This is a genomic window from Pseudomonas sp. P9_35, from assembly GCF_034008205.1.
Taxonomy (GTDB): domain Bacteria; phylum Pseudomonadota; class Gammaproteobacteria; order Pseudomonadales; family Pseudomonadaceae; genus Aquipseudomonas; species Aquipseudomonas kilonensis.
The window spans coordinates 4,132,113-4,149,839 of sequence record NZ_CP125373.1; the positions used below are offsets into that span (position 1 = coordinate 4,132,113).

The 17,727-nt window shown below is 63.4% G+C and carries 15 protein-coding genes; 4 read left to right on the forward strand and 11 right to left on the reverse strand.

Annotated features, from left to right (window positions below; translation table 11 throughout):
* Positions 1-282 precede the first annotated feature (282 nt).
* The 11 genes from argE to QMK47_RS18065 all read right to left on the reverse strand — a co-directional run bounded on the left by argE (position 283) and on the right by QMK47_RS18065 (position 13,055).
* A complete protein-coding gene (gene argE, locus QMK47_RS18015; RefSeq protein ID WP_320388948.1) occupies positions 283-1,440 on the reverse strand; it encodes an acetylornithine deacetylase in 1,158 nt (385 codons plus the stop codon).
* Entirely contained in the window at positions 1,437-2,591 is a 1,155-nt protein-coding gene (locus QMK47_RS18020) for an NAD(P)/FAD-dependent oxidoreductase (RefSeq protein WP_253476105.1), read from the reverse strand. The genes argE and QMK47_RS18020 overlap by 4 nt, the downstream gene beginning before the upstream one ends.
* Positions 2,588-3,964 (reverse strand): NAD(P)/FAD-dependent oxidoreductase, encoded by a 1,377-nt coding sequence (locus tag QMK47_RS18025; protein WP_320388950.1) that lies wholly within the window; start codon positions 3,962-3,964, stop codon positions 2,588-2,590. Before QMK47_RS18025 ends, QMK47_RS18020 begins: the two co-directional genes overlap by 4 nt.
* Complete coding sequence (locus QMK47_RS18030; RefSeq protein WP_258688710.1) at positions 3,946-4,254, reverse strand: (2Fe-2S)-binding protein; 309 nt, start codon at positions 4,252-4,254, stop codon at positions 3,946-3,948. Before QMK47_RS18030 ends, QMK47_RS18025 begins: the two co-directional genes overlap by 19 nt.
* Complete coding sequence (locus QMK47_RS18035) at positions 4,251-6,095, reverse strand: ABC transporter ATP-binding protein (RefSeq protein ID WP_214511900.1); 1,845 nt, start codon at positions 6,093-6,095, stop codon at positions 4,251-4,253. Before QMK47_RS18035 ends, QMK47_RS18030 begins: the two co-directional genes overlap by 4 nt.
* Position 6,096: 1 nt before the next feature.
* Positions 6,097-6,972, reverse strand: a complete 876-nt coding sequence (locus QMK47_RS18040; RefSeq protein ID WP_014337748.1) for an ABC transporter permease — start codon at positions 6,970-6,972, stop codon at positions 6,097-6,099.
* Entirely contained in the window at positions 6,969-7,925 is a 957-nt protein-coding gene (locus QMK47_RS18045) for an ABC transporter permease (RefSeq protein ID WP_003203201.1), read from the reverse strand. Before QMK47_RS18045 ends, QMK47_RS18040 begins: the two co-directional genes overlap by 4 nt.
* A gap of 43 nt (positions 7,926-7,968) precedes the next feature.
* Positions 7,969-9,612: an ABC transporter substrate-binding protein gene (locus tag QMK47_RS18050; protein ID WP_258688713.1), complete on the reverse strand. Its 1,644-nt coding sequence runs from the start codon at positions 9,610-9,612 to the stop codon at positions 7,969-7,971.
* A gap of 85 nt (positions 9,613-9,697) precedes the next feature.
* Positions 9,698-10,972, reverse strand: coding sequence for an NAD(P)/FAD-dependent oxidoreductase (locus QMK47_RS18055; RefSeq protein WP_095963297.1), 1,275 nt, complete (start codon positions 10,970-10,972; stop codon positions 9,698-9,700).
* Positions 10,973-11,008: 36 nt separating this feature from the next.
* A complete protein-coding gene (locus QMK47_RS18060; RefSeq protein WP_003203206.1) occupies positions 11,009-11,677 on the reverse strand; it encodes a haloacid dehalogenase type II in 669 nt (222 codons plus the stop codon).
* 493 nt (positions 11,678-12,170) lie between these two features.
* Positions 12,171-13,055 carry a LysR family transcriptional regulator gene (locus QMK47_RS18065; protein ID WP_320388952.1) on the reverse strand — a complete coding sequence of 295 codons (885 nt, stop codon included), beginning with the start codon at positions 13,053-13,055 and terminating at the stop codon, positions 12,171-12,173.
* Positions 13,056-13,150: 95 nt separating this feature from the next.
* Here QMK47_RS18065 and QMK47_RS18070 point away from each other — a divergent pair, with 95 nt between their 5' ends.
* The 4 genes from QMK47_RS18070 (at position 13,151) to QMK47_RS18085 (ending at position 17,678) form a co-directional block, all read left to right on the forward strand.
* The gene (locus QMK47_RS18070; protein WP_253476125.1) at positions 13,151-14,287 is read left to right on the forward strand and encodes a DSD1 family PLP-dependent enzyme; all 1,137 of its coding nucleotides are present in this window, start codon (positions 13,151-13,153) and stop codon (positions 14,285-14,287) included.
* Positions 14,277-14,681 (forward strand): RidA family protein, encoded by a 405-nt coding sequence (locus tag QMK47_RS18075; RefSeq protein WP_320388954.1) that lies wholly within the window; start codon positions 14,277-14,279, stop codon positions 14,679-14,681. The genes QMK47_RS18070 and QMK47_RS18075 overlap by 11 nt, the downstream gene beginning before the upstream one ends.
* Before the next feature lie 162 nt (positions 14,682-14,843).
* The gene (locus QMK47_RS18080) at positions 14,844-16,025 is read left to right on the forward strand and encodes an FAD-binding oxidoreductase (RefSeq protein WP_320388955.1); all 1,182 of its coding nucleotides are present in this window, start codon (positions 14,844-14,846) and stop codon (positions 16,023-16,025) included.
* Positions 16,026-16,229: 204 nt separating this feature from the next.
* Positions 16,230-17,678 (forward strand): aldehyde dehydrogenase family protein, encoded by a 1,449-nt coding sequence (locus tag QMK47_RS18085; RefSeq protein ID WP_320388957.1) that lies wholly within the window; start codon positions 16,230-16,232, stop codon positions 17,676-17,678.
* Positions 17,679-17,727 lie beyond the last annotated feature (49 nt).

Below are 17,727 nucleotides of genomic sequence, written 5' to 3' on the forward strand. Positions count from 1 at the left end.
GATGCCACGGGGCAGGATGCTGAAAGCGGGGTTTGGGCAGTGTTGGATGCTGAAGTTTCGAGGTGGGACGGCAGGCTCTACCGAGGCCCCAGGCTAAACACCGAACACTGAACACTGAACATTGAACACTGTGGGAGCAAAGCTTGCTCGCGATGGCGGTGGATCAGGCGACATCGATCAAGACCGTGTCATCGTTCATCGCGAGCAAGCTTTGCTCCCACAGGTGTGTTCCCATAGATGTGTTCCCACAGGTGTGTTCCCACCTTTTGTTTTGTGCAGGGCTTAGATTTTCAGGGAGCCGAGCAACCCTTCCAGAAACCGCTCCCCCGCGTCCATCTGGCTGACTTCGATGAACTCGTCAGGCTTGTGCGCCTGTTCGATCGAGCCTGGGCCGCAGACCACCACGGGTACATCCAGGCGCTGCTTGAACAGGCCGCCCTCGGTGCCAAAGGAGACCTTGGTGGTGCCGGTGTCCGGGGTGGCAAAGTTTTTCAGGAAGCGCACGGCTTCGACGCTCGGATGGGTGTCGAGGCCCGGATAGACGTTGAGGGTTTCGATCTCGATGTCCGCGATGCTGGAGAGTTTTTTCGCCTCGCGCACGATCACCTCGGCGCGCTCGCGCAGTTGCTCCAGGAACAGGTCCAGATCGTCGTCCGGCAAGTTGCGCACTTCGAAATCCAGGGTGCACAGGTTCGGCACGATGTTCAGTGCCTTGCCGCCGACAATCTGCCCGACATGCACGGTGCTGTAGGGCACGTCGTAATCCGCATCCTGGGCACCTTGCTCCTGCAATTGCTGCTGGCTCAGGCGCAACGCCGCGATGAAATCGCAGGCGACGTGAATCGCATTGACCGAGCGCGGCGCCAGCGATGAGTGCGCTTCCAGGCCGCGACAGTAGGTGCGATAGGAACCCTTGCCCTTGTGGCCGAGCACGAACTGCATGTTGGTCGGCTCGCCGATCACGCACAAAAATGGCCGCACCGGCGCCAGGTGCAGCACGTCGAGCAAGCGCCGCACCCCCACGCAACCGATCTCTTCGTCGTGGGAAAGCGCCAGTTGCAATGGCCGGTTCAACGAATGGTCGGCGGCATCGAGCATGGCGTCGATGGCCAGCGCAATGAAACCTTTCATGTCACAACTGCCGCGCCCGTAGACCCGTCCATCGCGCACAGTCGCCTGGAACGCCGGAACGGTCCAGGCCTGCCCCGCCGCCGGCACTACGTCGGTGTGGCCGGATAGCAGGACCCCGGGCAACTCACGCGGGCCGGTGCTGGCGAACAGGTTGGCCTTCTTGCCGCTCTCATCCTTGACGATCAGCGACTCGATGCCCTTGCTCAGCAACAGCTCGCGCACGTACTCGATCAGGGCCAGGTTCGATTCTGAAGAGACCGTTTCAAACGCCAGCAGGCGTTCGAAAATGGCTAGCACGCGGGGTTTCATGAGGCCTTGCTCCGTTGTTCGGCACAAAGGGCGAACCGGCGGATGGAAAACGGCTCGATGAAGGTTCGAGTGCTGCCGGTGCTGATCAGTTCAGCCATGACATCGCCAACGCCCGGACCGAGCTGGAAGCCATGGCCGCTGAAGCCGAACGCATAGTACAAGCCATCGACGTTGCCACTGGGCCCCATCACCGGCAGGGAATCGGGCAGGTAGCCTTCGATGCCGCTCCACACGCGGATGATGTTGAGATTGCCGACGCCCGGCAGCAGCCGACGCATCTGGTCCAGTTGGTTGAGGATGCTGCGCGGCTCGACATAGGCCCGGCGGTTGAGCATGTCCGGCTTGCTGCGATAGCCGCCGCCGATGATGATATTGCCCCGGGGAATCTGGCGGAAATAGATCACTTCTTCAGGAATCTTGGTGTACACGCCGATCACCGTCGGCAAGGCGTACGGCACCGGTTCGGTGACGGCCATCTGCGGGCCATTGGTCTCCAGCGGCACCGGCTCGCCGAACTGCGCCGAGAGCTTCTGGCCCCAAGCGCCTGCGGTAATCAACAGTTGCGCGGCACTGAACTGGCGGCCATCGGTGGTGCTGATGCTGAACCCGTCACCGACCTTCTGCACCTCAGCCACCTCGGTGCGTTCCTCGATGCGTGCCCCGAGCCGCCGCGCCGCCCGAGCAAATGCCGGGGCTGCCAGACGCGGGTTGGCGTGACCGTCGTGAGGCGCATAGGAGCCGCCCTTGACGTCCTTGCCCAGAAACGGAAAACGCGCGTGCAGCTCGCTGCCGCGATAGATCTGCAAGTCCAGTTGCGCCGCTTCGGGGGCGGCCGCATAAGCCTCGAGTTCGGGAATTTCATCCTCGCGATAACACACGCGCATGTGCCCGCTGGCGATGAACTCCAGGTCGTCGTCGATCAGCTCCGGCAGACGCTTCCATAGCGCCCACGAGCGGTTGGCCAGTTCCAGTTGCCCGAGAAAACGCCCTTGGCGCCGCACGTTGCCGAAGTTGACGCCGCTGGCGTACTGGCCGATCTGGTCACGCTCCAGCAAGATCACCGACTGCCCCCGCTGGCGCAGGAAAAACGCTGCCGCCGAGCCCATCAGGCCGCCGCCGACAATCACCACATCGGCTTTATTTTCCGTCATGGCATCACCTCCCGAGTGAGCATCGACAGTGGTTTGACCGGCGCCTGACCACGCTGGCGGCCCACCTCCTGCACCTGGACACCCGCCGCTGCAGCAATCACTTCGGCCCCGGCCTGGGAGCAATAGCGCCCCTGGCAGCGGCCCATGCCAACCCGGCTGAACGCCTTGGCCCGGTTGACTTCACAAGCACCCTTTTCGCTGACCGTGCGGCGCAGTTCGCCGGCGCTGATCATCTCGCAGCGGCAGACGATGGCCTCGTCCGGCAAGGTCTTGGCTTGTGCTGCCGGCCAGGGAAACGCCTGGGCCAGGCCGAGGCGAAACGCGTCCATCACCTTGAGCGCCTGGCGCTGTTCGGCGACGAGCGCGGCGTCTACCGGCTGCTGCAGATCGCTCAACAACGCCAAGGCGACCAGGCGCCCGGCATGCTCGGCGGCATCGGCGCCACGGATCTTCGAACCATCACCAGCGGCGTAGACACCGCTGACCGAGGTCCGCCCCTCTTCGTCCGTGTCCAGCAGCCATTGGCTGGAGGCCTCGTCAAAGCGCAGGCGGCAGCCCGCCAGGTCGGCCAGTTGGGTTTCCGGGCGCAAGTGATAACCCAGCGCCACCGCATCGCACGCCACCGTCAAGGTTTCCCCCCTCGCGGTACGGACCCGCACGCCACTGACACCGGTGCTCGCTTCTCCCAGAATCTGCAGCGGCGAAATACCCAGGTGCACGGCAATCTTCGCCCGATACAGCTGCGCCAACAGTTTCATGCCGGTGAACAGCAAGCCCGGGCGCGCCAGGAGCTTGGGCAAGGCTTTGATGCGCTGGCCCAGCGGCGATGTATCCAGCACCGCTGCGACATTGGCGCCGGCCTTGAGGTATTGGCTGGCGACCAGATACAGCAACGGTCCGCTGCCCATGAACACCACGCGGTGGCCGATGGAAACCGCCTGGGCCTTCAAGGCGATCTGCGCGCCGCCGAGGCTGTAGGTACCGCCCAACTGCCAGCCCTCGATGGGCATCAGGCGGTCGGTGGCGCCGGTGCAGAGGATCAGCGCGTCGTAATCCACCGTCGTGTGCTGGCCCTGGCTGACGCAGCACAACTGCCCGGGTGTCAGGTTCCACACCAGGGTATCGGGGCGGTAGTCGATCTGCGGGCGCAAGCGGTCGAAGCTTTCGTGCAGGTCACGGGCCTTGTCCGCTTCGGTGCCGTACAGCGTGGCGTAGGTGCGGGTGAACCCTTCGGGCTGACGCCGGTAGATCTGCCCGCCATCGCGACGGTTTTCGTCGATCAGGGTCGGCTTGAAGCCCGCTGCGACCAGGGCCTGCGCGCAACGGATACCCGCCGGTCCAGCGCCTACAATGACTATCCGCGCAGCGGCCATATCGCCTCCGGTTGTTGAGTAATGATGTCCAGCCCTTCGCGTACTTCATTGGAGCAGGCTCGCAGGCGTTCGCCGCTGCGGGTCCAGACCCAGCAATCCTGGCAGGCGCCCATCAGGCAGAAACCGGCCCGGCTGCCCGGATCGAATTCCGACTGGCGCAACGCCGGGCCGTGGGTCAGCAATGCGACCATCAACGTGTCGCCCTGCAACGCCTCGACCGGGACGCCATCCACTTTCAATTTGACGACGAGTCGGCCCTGTTCGGCCAACCTCACGAAACGCGCGTTCATGCGTAAGCTCCCACGATCATGCTGTTTGAATCCTGTTGGCGCTTGAGCAGCTCGGCACTGTCGTGATGACAGAGCACCTCGCTGCCGCCGTCGATGATCCGCCGGGGCGGCGCGGTGTGGTTGCACAGGCCGTCGACCCGCACCGGGCAGCGATTGAGGAAGGTGCACAGCTCCGGCACCTCGGCGCGCGCGCCCAACGCCGGCAGCGTGCCGCACGTCGTGGTGCCACAACTTTCCAGCCAGCCCTGGCGCAACTCCGGCACCGAGTGGATCAACAGGTCGGTGTAGGGATGGAACGGCGCCTGGGCGAACGATTGCCGGCTGCCCTCTTGAACCTTGTGGCCGCTGTACATCACCACGATATCGTCGCACAGCGCCCGCACCGTGGAGATGTCGTGGCTGATGAACAGGTAGGACACCCCCAGTTGCTGGCGCAGGTCGCGCAGCAGTTCAAGGATCGCCGCGCCGACCACCGTGTCCAGCGCCGAGGTCACTTCATCGCACAGGATCAGGTCCGGCTTGGCCGCCAGTGCCCGGGCCAGGTTGACCCGCTGTTTCTGTCCGCCGGAGAGTTCGCTCGGGCGGCGCTCGGCCATGTCCCGTGGCAGACGCACCAGGTCGAGCAATTCGCCGATACGCTCACGCAGCGCCGCGCCCTTGAGGCCGAAATACATCTTCAACGGCCGGCTCAGGATGGTGCTGATGCTGTGCATCGGGTTGAGCGCGGTGTCGGCATTCTGGAACACCATCTGGATGCGTCGGAACTGTTCGTCCGTGCGTTCGGACAGGCTGCCACCCAGTGGCTGGCCGTCAAATGTCAGCCCGCCCAGGGCCGGGGTCAACAGCCCGGCCACCACCCGCGCCAAGGTCGATTTGCCCGAGCCTGACTCACCGATCACCCCGATGGCCTGGCCCCTGCGCACGGTCAGGTCGATGTCTTCGAGCACCCGGATCGCCGGCATGCCGTGCTGGTTCTTGTTGCCGTAGCCGGCGGTCAGGCCCTTGATGGTCAACAGCGGCGTGTCTTCGGCTACGCCGCACGGCGGGCGAATCGTCGTGTCTGGCCGTGCCGCCGCCAGCAGGCTGCGGGTGTAGGCGTGAGCCGGGCCCTTGAGCAGCGGCGCGGTGGCGCTCTGTTCGAAGATCTGCCCGCCGTTGAGCACCACGATCTGGTCGGCCATCTGCGCCACGACAGCCAGGTCGTGGGAGACGTAGACCGCCGTCGCGCCACGTTCACGCACCACCCGCTTGAAGGCGCGCAGCACGTCGATCTGGGTCGTCACATCGAGGGCCGTGGTCGGCTCATCGAGCACCACCAGCAGCGGATCGCTGATCAGCGCCATGGCCGCCATCACCCGCTGCAATTGCCCGCCAGACACTTGATGGGGATAGCGTTGACCGATGCCTTCGGGGTTGGGCAGCGCCAGGTCGCGGAACAGTTCGATGGCCTTGGCTTCGAGCACGGCCCGGCTGCCCAGGCCATGGATCAACGCCCCTTCCACCACTTGGTCGATGAGTTTCTTGGCCGGGTTGAACGCCGCCGCGGCGCTTTGGGCAATGTACGACACCCGATTGCCGCGCAGGCCTTGCAGCTCGCGCTCACTCAAGGCGAGCATGTCGTGCTCGCCAATCTGCACCACGCCGCCAGCCAGGCGACAACCGCGTCGGGCATAACCGAGCAGTGCCAGGGCGATGGTGGTCTTGCCCGAACCGGACTCGCCGATCAGCGCCAGCACTTCACCTTTCTCCAGGGAGAAACTCACACCCTTGACGATCTCCACCTCGCTGCGCTCGCCACAGGCGACCACGCGCAGGTTCTCGACTCGGATCAATTGGCTCATATCAATGGCCTCCCGTACGTCGGTTGCGCCGCGAAGACAAGCGGTCGATAAACAGATTGACGCCAATGGTCAGGGTGCCGATGGCCAGGGCTGGAATCACGATGGCCGGCGCGCCCTGGTTGAGGCCGCCAATGTTTTCCCGCACCAGCGAGCCCAGGTCGGCATCCGGCGGCTGCACACCCAGGCCGAGGAAGCTCATGCCGCTGAGCAGCAGGACGATGAAACCGAAACGCAAGCCCAGGTCGGTCAGCACCGGGTTGAGCATGTTCGGCAGGATTTCCACACAGGCGATGTACAGCCGGCGTTCGCCACGGGTGCGGGCCACTTGCACGTATTCCAGGGCCTCGATGTTCACCGCCATGCTGCGGGCGATACGAAACGCCCCCGGGGTGAAGCTGAGCACCGCCGTACAGATCAGCAAGGTCACCGACGAGCCGAACGCCGAGACCATGATCAGCGCGAGCATCTTGCTCGGGATTGAAATGAAGGCGTCCATCAGGCGGCTGATCAGCTCGTCCAGCCACTTCGGCGAAACCACCGACAGCAGCGCGCAACCGGTGCCCAGCCCACTGGCCAGTACTGCCGCCACCAACGCCAGGCCCACCGTGAAGCGCGCGCCCACGAGAATGCGGCTGAGCATGTCGCGACCCAAGTAATCGGTGCCCAACGGATACGTGGCGCTGAGGTTGTCGAAGACGTTGTCGGAGACCACTTCCCCCACCGGGTGGGGCGCCAGCCATGGCCCGAAGATCGCCACCAGCAACCAGATCACGCACATCGCGGCGCCGATCAGGCCGAGCCAGGGGGTTTTGCGCGACACCTTGCCCAAGGCCAGTTCGGGCGCCGCAGGCGGGGATTTCACAATGAGATTGTTCATTGGTTTCTCAGCCTCGGATTGGACAGGATCGCGCACAGGTCAGCCACCAGCACCAACACCAGGTACGCCGTACAAAACAGCATGGTGCAGGCCTGGACCAACGCCATGTCGCGGTTGGTCACGGCATCGACCATCAGGCTGGCGATGCCGGGATAGTTGAAGATCGTCTCGACGATCACCACCCCACCCAACAGGTAGGACAGGCTCAGGGCGATGGCATTGGCAATCGGCCCGATGGCATTGGGCAAGGCATGGCGCAGAACCACCCGCACCGGGCTCACGCCCTTGAGACGGGCCATTTCCACGTAGGGGCTGTCGAGTTGATCGATCACCGCCGCCCGGGTCATGCGCGCCATCTGCGCAACGATGACGCAGCACAGGGTCATCACCGGCAAGGCATAGGTGCGCATGAATTGCAGCGGCGAAGTGATCTCGCTGGAATAGGACAGCGCCGAAAGCCAGCCCAGGTTCACCGCGAAAATCAGCACGGCAAGGGTGGCGACCAGGAACTCCGGCACCGCCACCATCGTCAGGGTGAAGAAGCTCAGGAAGCCGTCGATGCGCCCCCCTCGCCCCATCGCCGAGCCGATGCCCAGGATCAACGCCACCGGCACCGACACCAGCGCCGTGGCCGCCGCCAGCATCAGGGTGTTGGGGACCCGGCCAGCCATCAACTCGCTGACCGGCGTGGCGTTGGAGATCGACACGCCCATGTCACCGCTGAGCAGGCTCATCAACCAGTGCAGGTAGCGCAACACACCCGGTTGGTCCAGGCCCATCTTCACCCGCAGCGCCGCCACTTGCTCAGGCGTGGCGAACTGTCCAAGGGACTGTTGCGCCGCGTCTCCCGGCAACACCGCCGTAATGGCGAACACCACCATCGATACGATCAACAGGGTCACGACCGCAGCGCCCAGGCGCCGGCCGATCAACCAAAGTGTGTTGCTATTCATCGCCCTACCCCTTGTGCCATGTCACGCCGCCAGACAACACGCATCAAGCCTCAAGCCAGATTTGCTCAGCGAACATATAGCCCATGAAACCGCCCAGCGGGTTGGTGCCATAACCTTTGACGCGTTGGTCGACGCCATCGATGTTGCTGATGAACACCGGGATGCCGATGCCGCTGTGGTCATGCACCAGGGTCTGCATGTCGGCATACATCTGCCCGCGCTTGGCCTCATCGGTTTCACCGCGAGCCTGGATCAGCAACTGGTCGAACTGCGGGTTTTTCCAGCCGGATTCGTTCCACGGTGCCGTGGACTGGAAGAACTGCGAGAACAACATGTCGGCGTTAGGCCGCGGGTTGATGTTGCCGAAGCTCAGCGGGTGCTTGGCCCAGTGGTTGGACCAGTAGCCGTCGCTCGGCAGCCGATTGACGTTGAGCTTGAGCCCGGCCTCCTTGGCCGATTGCTGCAGCAGCACGGCAACGTCGACCGAACCGGTGGCGGCTGGCGAGCACATCACCGGCATGCTGATGCTTTCCATGCCGGCCTTCTTCAGCAGGAAACGGGCCTTCTCCGGATCGTAGGTCCGTTGCGGCAGGTCGGCGTTGTAGAAACGGGAGCCGGGTGCAATCGGGTGGTCGTTACCGACCCTGGCAAACCCACGGAAGATCGCCGACTTGACCTGTTCGCGGTCCAGCAGCAGTTTCATCGCCTCGGTGAACTCCGGGCTCTGGCCGGGCATCTGGTCCTGGCGAATGATCAGGTCGGTGTAGTTGCCCGACGGCGAGTCCACCACGCGATGGGTGGTGCTGTCCTTGATGCGCGTGGTCGAGCGCGGGTTGACCTCGTTGATGATCTGCACGTCGCCCGACAGCAACGCGTTGACCCGTGATGGCTCGTCACCGATGCCGATGAATTCGATTTCGTCCAGGTACGGCAGGCCAGGCTTCCAGTAGTTGGTATTGCGCGCACCGATGGAACGCACCCCAGGCTTGAATTCCTTGACCTTGAACGGACCGGTGCCGATGCCCTGGTTGAAGTCGCTGGTGCCCTCGGGGACGATCAACAGGTGGGACACGGCAAGGATCGACGGCAGCTCGGCATTCGGGCCGCTCAGGCGGATCTGCACTTCATGGGTGCCGGTGGCCTTGACCTCGGCAAACTGCTCGGCCAGCGGCAAGACCTTGGAACCGGTGATCGGGTCTTTGTGACGCATCAGGGAAAACACCACGTCGGCGGCGGTGAGGCCCTTGCCGTTGTGGAAGGTCACTTCCTTGCGCAGGGTAATCACCCAGAGCGTGGCGTCGGTGGTGTCCATGCGTTCGGCCAGTTCCAGTTGCGGCACCATGTGGCTGTCGAAACGCGTCAGGCCGTTGTAGAACATGTAGTGACGCACGTAGTCCGTGGACGATGAGCCTTTGGCCGGGTCCAGGGTATCGGCAGTGGAACTGGAGATACCGGCGACCCGGATACGCCCGCCGGGCTTGCCTTTGCCGGGGGTTGCCGACTCATCGGCAAGCAGCTTGCCGGCGGCGCCGAACAGGCTGCCGGCACCCGCCGCGGCCACCCCGGCCAGCCCGAGCATCTGCAATGCATGGCGGCGCGACATGCCGCGGTTGAGCCCTTCGAAAACACGCAGACTTTCTGTACCGGTGATCAACTGGTCTTTGATGCCGTTTTTAGTGTCACTCATGTCAGTTCTACCTTTCGGAAAATGATAGGGCTCGATTACGTGCGTTAACGCAACGTGGTTGAAACGCCAAACAACGCGGTGAAACTCAGTGCAGGTAGTCCTGCAAGCGGTAATACGCGCCGACCAGCGGCAAAAACCAAGGCTTGCCGAAGTGCCCGGGAATGGCCGGCCAGTCCAGTTCGCGCCAAGGGTTGGCCTCGACCTTGCCGGCCATGACCTCGGCCATCACCTGCCCCATGTGCACCGACATCTGCACGCCGTGGCCGCTGTAGCCCATGGAGTGATAAACCCCGCCATGCTGGCCGGCCCGGGGCAGGCGATCGGAGGTCATGTCCACCAGGCCGCCCCAGCAATAGTCGATCCGAGTGTTCGCCAATTGCGGGAACATCTGCACCATCGCCGCTTGCAGCACCTTGCCGCTCTTGGCGTCGGACACGCTGTCGGACATGGCGAACCGCGCACGGCCGCCAAACAGCAGGCGGTTGTCCGGGGTCAGGCGAAAGTAGTTACCGATCATGCGGCTGGTGACATAGGAGCGCCGGGCCGGCAGCAAGCTGTCGATCAGCGCCTGGGGCAGGACCTCGGTGGCGATCACGAAACTGCCCACCGGCACGATCCGCCGCCGATACCAGCCCAGGCCACCCTGCTGACAGGTACCGGTCGCCAGCAGGATCTGCGAGGCTTGCAACGCCCCTTTGCTGGTGTTGACTCGATAACCGCCGGCACTGGCCTTCCAGTCTTGCACCGCCACGCCCTGGAAGATCAACGCACCGTGACGGGCGGCCGCCTCGGCCAGGCCGACGCCGAAACGCCCGACATGCATCTGCACGCCATTGCGCTGCAGCAGGCCACCGTGAAACTGCGCCGAATTGACTTCCTCCCGCGTCTCCTGGGCCGAGAGCAGCTCGACCTCGGCATCGACTTCCTTGCGGATCAATTCACAGGTACGCGCCAACCCTTCGTAGTGCATCGGCTTGGCAGCCAGCTTGAGCTTGCCGTTGCGCTTGAGGTCGCAAGCAATCTGCTCTTGCTCCACCAGCGTCACGACGCTCTGCACGGCGCTTTCATAGGCTTGGTAATACGCCCGAGCCTTGTCGGCGCCGAGGCTGGCGGTGAGCGCCGCGTAGTCCTGGGCCACGCCGGTACTGCAATGCCCGCCGTTGCGCCCTGACGCCTCGCCAATCACCCTGCCCGCTTCCAGCACCGCCACGCTGGCCCCCTTCAAGGCCAGGGCCCGCGCCGCCGCCAGACCGGTGAAGCCGCCACCGACGATGGCGACATCGACCTGCCCGGGCAATCCGCCGAGCTGAGCACCGGTGAACGCCGGTGCGGTGTCGAGCCAATAGGACTCACTGCCCATGTCTAACCCCTTTCGCCTTCAAGCGTGCGTCGAGACTCAGAGCCCGACCAGCGCGGGCAACCCGCCGATGTCCGGGATCTGGTGATAGCCAAAGGCAGCGTTGGCCGGGTGTTCATGACCGCGGGCGACGAAGGCTTTGTGCTTGATCTTCATGTCGTGGGCCGACATCAGGTCGTAGCGGAAGCTCGACGACACATGCAGGACGTCTTCCGGTCCGCAGCCAAGGTTATCGAGCATGAATTCGAAGGCGGCCAGGCGCGGCTTGTAGGCCTGGGCCTGCTGGGCCGTGAAGACTTTATGGAAAGGTGCGCCGAGCTTGTCGACGTTGGACATGATCTGCTCGTCCATCGCGTTGGAAAAAATCACCAGGGGGATCTTGTCGGCGATTTTCGACAGGCCCGCCGGTACATCGGCGTGGGGGCCCCAGGTTGGCACGGCGTCGTAATAGAGCTGGCCTTCGCCACGATATTCGACGCCCCAACGCTTGCAGACCCGCATCAGGGAGGTCTTGATGATTTCATCATAGGGCCGCCAGTCCCCCATCACCTGGTCCAGGCGATAAGCGGAGAAATCCTTGACGAACTGGTCCATCTGCCCGGCATCGACACGGTCGGCGAACAGCTCGCGGGTCATGGTGCCCATCTGGAAATTGGTCAACGTGCCGTAGCAGTCGAAGGTGATGTACTTGGGTCGAAGAAAGCTCATGAGTGCGGTCCTGGATTGTTGTTGAAGGCTCGACGAGGCGAACGATGGCGCCTTTCGTGAGGCATCGGTGCAACGCTGCATCACGTTTTCATTACAACACCATGAGACCGTGGATAAATCGTTAAAAATACCGGCCGCTTGGTACAAACCACCGTTTTGCGGGGCTCGCTCAGCAGACTTTGCGGGATGCTCCAGGCGCGGGCGTCGCGCCGTGTTTCTTTGGGTTTGCGGGCAGTTATGGTGCGCCAAACGGCTCTGCAAAGAGTTGTTTTCGGCAGAATCTACGCTTGGCGCAGCAGCTTCAGCATCCGTGGTGAATGGGCTGCCGTCATCGCGAGCAGGCTCGCTCCCACAGGGGGGGTGGTGGACACAGCTTCAAGAAACGCCGCCGATCCATTGTGGGAGCGGGCTTGCTCGCGAAAGCGGTGGGTCTGCTTGCAGGTGAGGTGAATGGGCTCGCGATGGCGGTGGGTCGGTAGGAGCAGTGGCCCATTCAGACCTTCAGTTCGGCCTCCAGGAAACCCACCAACGCCTGCACCCGCGCGCTACGCAGTTTGCGCGAGGGCACCAGGAGGTTGATTGGGGCGCTGTCGAATTGCCAATCGGCGAGCACCCGTACCAGGCGGCCGTCGGCGATGGCTTTGCTGACGTCCCATTGCGAGCGCAGCACCAGCCCCAGGCCCTGTTCAGCCCAGCGTCGGGCCACGCTGCCATCGTTGCTCAACAACGCAGGCTTGATCCGCAGGGTCTTGCGCCCGTGCGCATTGCGCAGGTGCCACAGGGTGACATCTTCATCGTTTTCACGAATACAGATGCAGCGATGCTCGGCGAGTTGCTCCGGCACTAGCGGTGTGCCGTTCTGCTCCAGGTAAGCGGGACTCGCGCACAGCCATCGGTCATTTTGCGTGAGGGGCCGGGCGACCCACTGGCTGTCGCTCAGGTGACCGATGTGTATCACCGCATCGCTGTCATGACGGTCAGGCCAGGGCGTTTCCCGGAGATCCAGATGCAGGCACAGCTGCGGATGCAACCTGGCAAAACGGGCCAGCAGCGGCGCGAGGCGTTGGCGTCCATAGCCGAACGGTGCCGCCAGCCTGAGGGTGCCTGCCAGTTGATCGTCTTGCTGCCTGAACGATTCGGGAAGCGCTTCCAGCTGTTCCAGCAACAGCGCACTCTGGCGCGAGAAACGCTCGCCGTCGGCGGTCAGGCTCAGCCGCCGGGCGTCGCGATTGGCCAAGGTCAGGCCCAGGAGTGTCTCCAATTTGCGCAAGCGCATGGACAGCGCCGGTGGCGAGACATTGAGGGCCCTGGCAGCTGCGCTCAACGATTCGCAGCGTGCCAGCGTCACGGCCATGCGCAGGTCTTCGAGGCTGATCATTCAGTTCAACTTAATGATTGATGACAGCGCATTGAACCACGGCTTTACGATGACTGAGTAGAGTCGAGCCTGTCTTTCACCCGCGAGCCTCGTTCATGCCAGTCTCAATTGCTTCCCTCGATACCCCGGTCGCGCTCATCGATGTACCGCGGATGCAGCGCAATATCCAACGCATGCAACACCGCATGGACGCCTTGGGGGTGCGTTTGCGCCCGCACATCAAGACCAGCAAATGCCTGCCGGTGGTTCAGGCGCAGCTTGCAGCAGGCGCCAGCGCCATCACCGTGTCGACCCTTAAGGAAGCCGAGCATTGCTTCGCCGCCGGCATCCACGACATCTTTTATGCCGTGTCCATGGCGCCCGGCAAACTGGCCCAGGCCCTGACGCTGCGGCGCAAGGGCTGTCGCTTGAGCATCTTGACCGACAGCCTGGCGGCGACACAGGCCATCGTCGATTTCGGCAGGCAGCACGACGAACGTTTCGAAGTCTGGATCGAGATCGATTGCGATGGCCATCGTTCCGGCGTGCGCGTTGAAGACGATGCACTTGTCGACATCGCCCGGCGACTCAGCGAAGGCGACATGCAGCTTTGCGGCGTCATGACCCACGCCGGGTCCAGCTACGAGCTCGACACACCCCAAGCACTGCAAGCCTTGGCCGAACAAGAACGCCATCTCTGCGTCAGCGCCGCCCAACGCATCCGTGCAGCCGGGCTGGCCTGCCCCGAGGTCAGCATCGGCTCCACACCCACGGCACTTTCGGCACAAAGCCTGGAAGGCGTCACTGAAGTGCGCGCCGGCGTCTATGTGTTCTTCGACCTGGTGATGCACAACATCGGTGTTTGCCAGGCGGATGAGCTGGCCCTGAGCGTGCTGACCACCGTGATCGGCCATCAGCCGGACAAAGGCTGGATCATCACCGATGCCGGCTGGATGGCCATGAGTCGTGATCGGGGTACACAGCGCCAGCAGCGGGATTTCGGCTATGGGCAAGTGTGCAGCGAAGCCGGCGACTGGATCGAGGGCGCCCTGCTCTCCAGCGCCAACCAGGAGCACGGCATCGTCACCCTTTCCAGCCCCGGGGACATCGATATCACCGAGCGGTTTCCCATCGGCAGTCGCCTGCGCATCCTGCCCAACCACGCCTGCGCCACCGGTGCGCAATTCCCTGATTACCGCGCCTGCGATGCCTCGGGCGCGGTGCACACCTGGAGTCGTCTGCATGGCTGGTGAAATCGAGTTGATTCACACAACCCAGGCGGCCGCTGCGGGTGGACATTACGCCCAGGCGGTCTTGCACCAGGGCGTCTTGTACGTGTCCGGGCAACTGCCGGTACGCGCCGATGGCAGCCACAGCGTCGACCAACCGTTCGAAGTGCAAGCCGCCATCGCCCTGGACAACCTGATGGCGATTCTCGGCACGGCAGGCCGCAGCCCCAGCGACCTGTTGAAAGTGACGGTCTATGTCGCCGGCATCGAACACTGGCCGGCTTTCGACCGGATCTACGCCCGCTATCTCGGCGAACACCGGCCTGCGCGCGCGGTGGTGCCCGTCCCGGCCTTGCACCATGGGTACCTGATCGAAATCGAAGCGCTGGCCCGTGCGCGCCCCTTCCCAACGGCATGAGATGAACCCGTGGCGAGGGAGCTTGCTCCCGCTTGAGTGCGAAGCGCTCAGCGCTTTTTTGGGGCCGCTGCGCGACCCAGCGGGAGCAAGCTCCCTCGCCACAGGGGCTGGGCCTGACCTTCTTGCAATTGAACTGCTGTCGAGGATTTTCGAGGGAACATCATGAAGCCAGAAAAAAGCGACGTCTTGATTATCGGCGGCGGCATCATGGGGTCGGCGTCGGCGTTTTTCCTGCGCCAGCGTGGGCACTCGGTGACCCTGCTGGAACGCGACCTGATCGGCCAATACGCCAGTGGCGTGAATTTCGGCAACGTGCGGCGCCAAGGGCGATTCCTCGGCCAACTGGAGTTGTCGAATCGCTCGTACGGGTTATGGAAGCAGCTCCCCGAGTTGATCGGCGATGACCTGGAGTTCATCCCCAGCGGCCATATGCGCGTCTGTTATCGCGAGGACGAAATCGCCGAGCTTGAAGCCTACGCCGCCGCCCCCGAAGCCCGCGAATTGGACTTGCAAATCATCACCGGCAAGGCGTTGCACGCACGTTTCCCGTTCCTCGGCGCGCAGGTCAAGGGCGGCTCGTACGCCCCTCACGACGGCCACGCCAACCCACGCCTGGCCGCCCCGGCATTTGCCCGCGCGGCGACACGGGCCGGGGCCAGCATCCGCGAGCGAACAGAGGTCGCCGCGGTACAAAAGGTGAATGACCAATTCCACGTGACCACCACCGACGGCCAGCTATTCATTGCAGAGCAACTGCTGATCACGGCGGGGGCGTGGGGGGCGAAGCTGTCCGAACAATTCGACGAAGCGGTACCGTTGGAAGCCAATGGCCCACAGATGTCGGTCACCGAACCTGTGCCCTACGCCTTGCCGACCGTGATCGGCGTGTTCACCAAGATAAAGGAAGAGGTGATTTATTTCCGGCAGATCCCCCGAGGCAACCTCATCATCGGCGGCGGCAACCGCTGCAAACCGGACATGATCAACCGTCGCGCCTACTTCAAGCCCGAGAGCCTGCTCAACCAGATGCAGCAGATGAGCCGCCTGCTGCCCGGGGTGGCGAACCTCAACATCATCCGGGTGTGGAGCGGCATCGAAAGCTACACGCCAGACTCGCTGCCAATCATGGGCCCAAGCGGCAAGGTCAAGGGCTTGTTCTATGCCTTTGGGTTCTGCGGGCATGGCTTCCAGCTCGGCCCGGGCGTCGGCGACGTCATGGCCGAGCTGATCAGTACCGGCAGCACTCGCACCCTGATCAGCCCTTTTGATATTCGCAGGTTTACCGAACCGACCGCCCTGACAATGCCTCAGATGAGCACGCCTGGCACCGGCAGGCTCATTTGACGCAAGCGACTGGGCGCCCTTTTTGCCCCGGACGGATGCTGCCACTTTTTTCGCGAAGTTAACCCCGCAGATACAGCAGATTCTTCTTTGCCAGGCTTGAGAACGGCATATCCCATCCGGGCCGCTTTGTTAGTTTATCGAGAAGAAAACGGCCTCAGGATCTGTCGCCGGCAGTGCTATCACCGCTCTATGGGAGCCCGTTGGATGACCACCCCTTTTTTGAACACCCCGCCTACGTCCCAGCAGTTCTATATCAATGGTGACTGGCAGTCTCCGGCATACCCGGCCACGCTGCCCGTGGTCAATCCCGCCACCGAGCAAGTCATTGCCGAGGTCGCCCGAGGGTCCGGCGAAGACGTTGACCGCGCCGTCGCCGCGGCTCGCGCAGCATTTCCCGACTGGTCGGCAACCCCGGTGGAAGCACGCGTGGCGATCCTGGGAAAGATCCATGCGCTGATCCTTGAACGCAAAGAAGAACTGGCCCAGGCGCTCTCGCTGGAGATGGGCGCGGCCATCGGCTTCGCACGGGCCATGCAAGTGCCGCTGGCCGCCGAACACGTTCGGGTGGCCCGCGATGTGCTGTCCACTTACACCTTCCAGAAGATTGAGCATGGCACGGCCATTCAACGCGAACCCATCGGCGTCTGCGGCCTCATTACGCCGTGGAACTGGCCGCTGTATCAAATCACCGCCAAAGTCGCCCCGGCGATTGCCGCCGGTTGCACGGTGGTGTTGAAACCCAGCGAACTGTCGCCCCTGAGCGCCCTTCTCTTCGCGCAATTGGTGCATGACGCAGGCCTGCCTGCCGGCGTCTTCAACCTGGTGAACGGCAGCGGTGCCGAGGTCGGCGCGGCCATGGCGGCGCATCCCGACATCGACCTGATCTCCATCACCGGTTCGAACCGCGCCGGCGCCCTGGTGGCCCAGGCCGCCGCCCCTACGGTCAAGCGCGTTACCCAAGAGTTGGGCGGCAAGTCCCCGAACGTGCTGTTGCCCGACGCCGACTTCGCCAAGGCCGTACCGCCGGGCGTGATGTCGGCATTTCGCAACGTCGGCCAATCGTGCAGCGCACCGACCCGAATGATCGTGCCAAGGAACCGCCTGGCGGAAGTCGAGGCGTTGGCTGCCGCCACCGCCAACGCGATCATCGTGGGCGATCCACAATTGGAAGAAACGATCCTCGGCCCCATCGCCAACGAGGCCCAGTTCAATCGCGTGCAAGCCATGATCGAAGTGGGCATGAATGAAGGTGCCAAGCTTGTCTGTGGGGGCCCAGGACGCCCGGAGGGTCTCGAACAAGGCTTCTACACCCGTCCCACGGTTTTCTCGCAGGTCGACAGCGCCATGCGCATCGCCCAGGAAGAAATCTTCGGCCCGGTGCTGTGCATCATTGCCTATGACACGCTGGATGAAGCCGTCGCCATCGCCAACGACACCGTCTATGGGCTGGGCGCGCATGTCCAGGGTCAGGACCTGGAGCTTGCGCGCGCCGTTGCGTCGCGTATTCACGCAGGGCAAGTGCTGTTGAACTACCCGGCGTGGAACCCGATGGCACCGTTCGGTGGCTACAAGCGTTCGGGCAATGGCCGTGAGTATGGGGTTCACGGGTTTGAGGAGTATTTGGAGATCAAGGCGATTGTGGGGTTTGAGTGATTACAAAAACCGATGTCATCAAATGACACGAAAGCCCTCAGAGTCATCC

Bases quoted from the DNA above. Each gene is read 5' to 3' on its own strand.
- argE (WP_320388948.1), bottom strand. From the start codon at position 1,440: ATGAAACCCCGCGTGCTAGCCATTTTCGAACGCCTGCTGGCGTTTGAA.
- QMK47_RS18020 (WP_253476105.1), bottom strand. From the start codon at position 2,591: ATGACGGAAAATAAAGCCGATGTGGTGATTGTCGGCGGCGGCCTGATG.
- QMK47_RS18025 (WP_320388950.1), bottom strand. From the start codon at position 3,964: ATGGCCGCTGCGCGGATAGTCATTGTAGGCGCTGGACCGGCGGGTATC.
- QMK47_RS18030 (WP_258688710.1), bottom strand. From the start codon at position 4,254: ATGAACGCGCGTTTCGTGAGGTTGGCCGAACAGGGCCGACTCGTCGTC.
- QMK47_RS18035 (WP_214511900.1), bottom strand. From the start codon at position 6,095: ATGAGCCAATTGATCCGAGTCGAGAACCTGCGCGTGGTCGCCTGTGGC.
- QMK47_RS18040 (WP_014337748.1), bottom strand. From the start codon at position 6,972: ATGAACAATCTCATTGTGAAATCCCCGCCTGCGGCGCCCGAACTGGCC.
- QMK47_RS18045 (WP_003203201.1), bottom strand. From the start codon at position 7,925: ATGAATAGCAACACACTTTGGTTGATCGGCCGGCGCCTGGGCGCTGCG.
- QMK47_RS18050 (WP_258688713.1), bottom strand. From the start codon at position 9,612: ATGAGTGACACTAAAAACGGCATCAAAGACCAGTTGATCACCGGTACA.
- QMK47_RS18055 (WP_095963297.1), bottom strand. From the start codon at position 10,972: ATGGGCAGTGAGTCCTATTGGCTCGACACCGCACCGGCGTTCACCGGT.
- QMK47_RS18060 (WP_003203206.1), bottom strand. From the start codon at position 11,677: ATGAGCTTTCTTCGACCCAAGTACATCACCTTCGACTGCTACGGCACG.
- QMK47_RS18065 (WP_320388952.1), bottom strand. From the start codon at position 13,055: ATGATCAGCCTCGAAGACCTGCGCATGGCCGTGACGCTGGCACGCTGC.
- QMK47_RS18070 (WP_253476125.1), top strand. From the start codon at position 13,151: ATGCCAGTCTCAATTGCTTCCCTCGATACCCCGGTCGCGCTCATCGAT.
- QMK47_RS18075 (WP_320388954.1), top strand. From the start codon at position 14,277: ATGGCTGGTGAAATCGAGTTGATTCACACAACCCAGGCGGCCGCTGCG.
- QMK47_RS18080 (WP_320388955.1), top strand. From the start codon at position 14,844: ATGAAGCCAGAAAAAAGCGACGTCTTGATTATCGGCGGCGGCATCATG.
- QMK47_RS18085 (WP_320388957.1), top strand. From the start codon at position 16,230: ATGACCACCCCTTTTTTGAACACCCCGCCTACGTCCCAGCAGTTCTAT.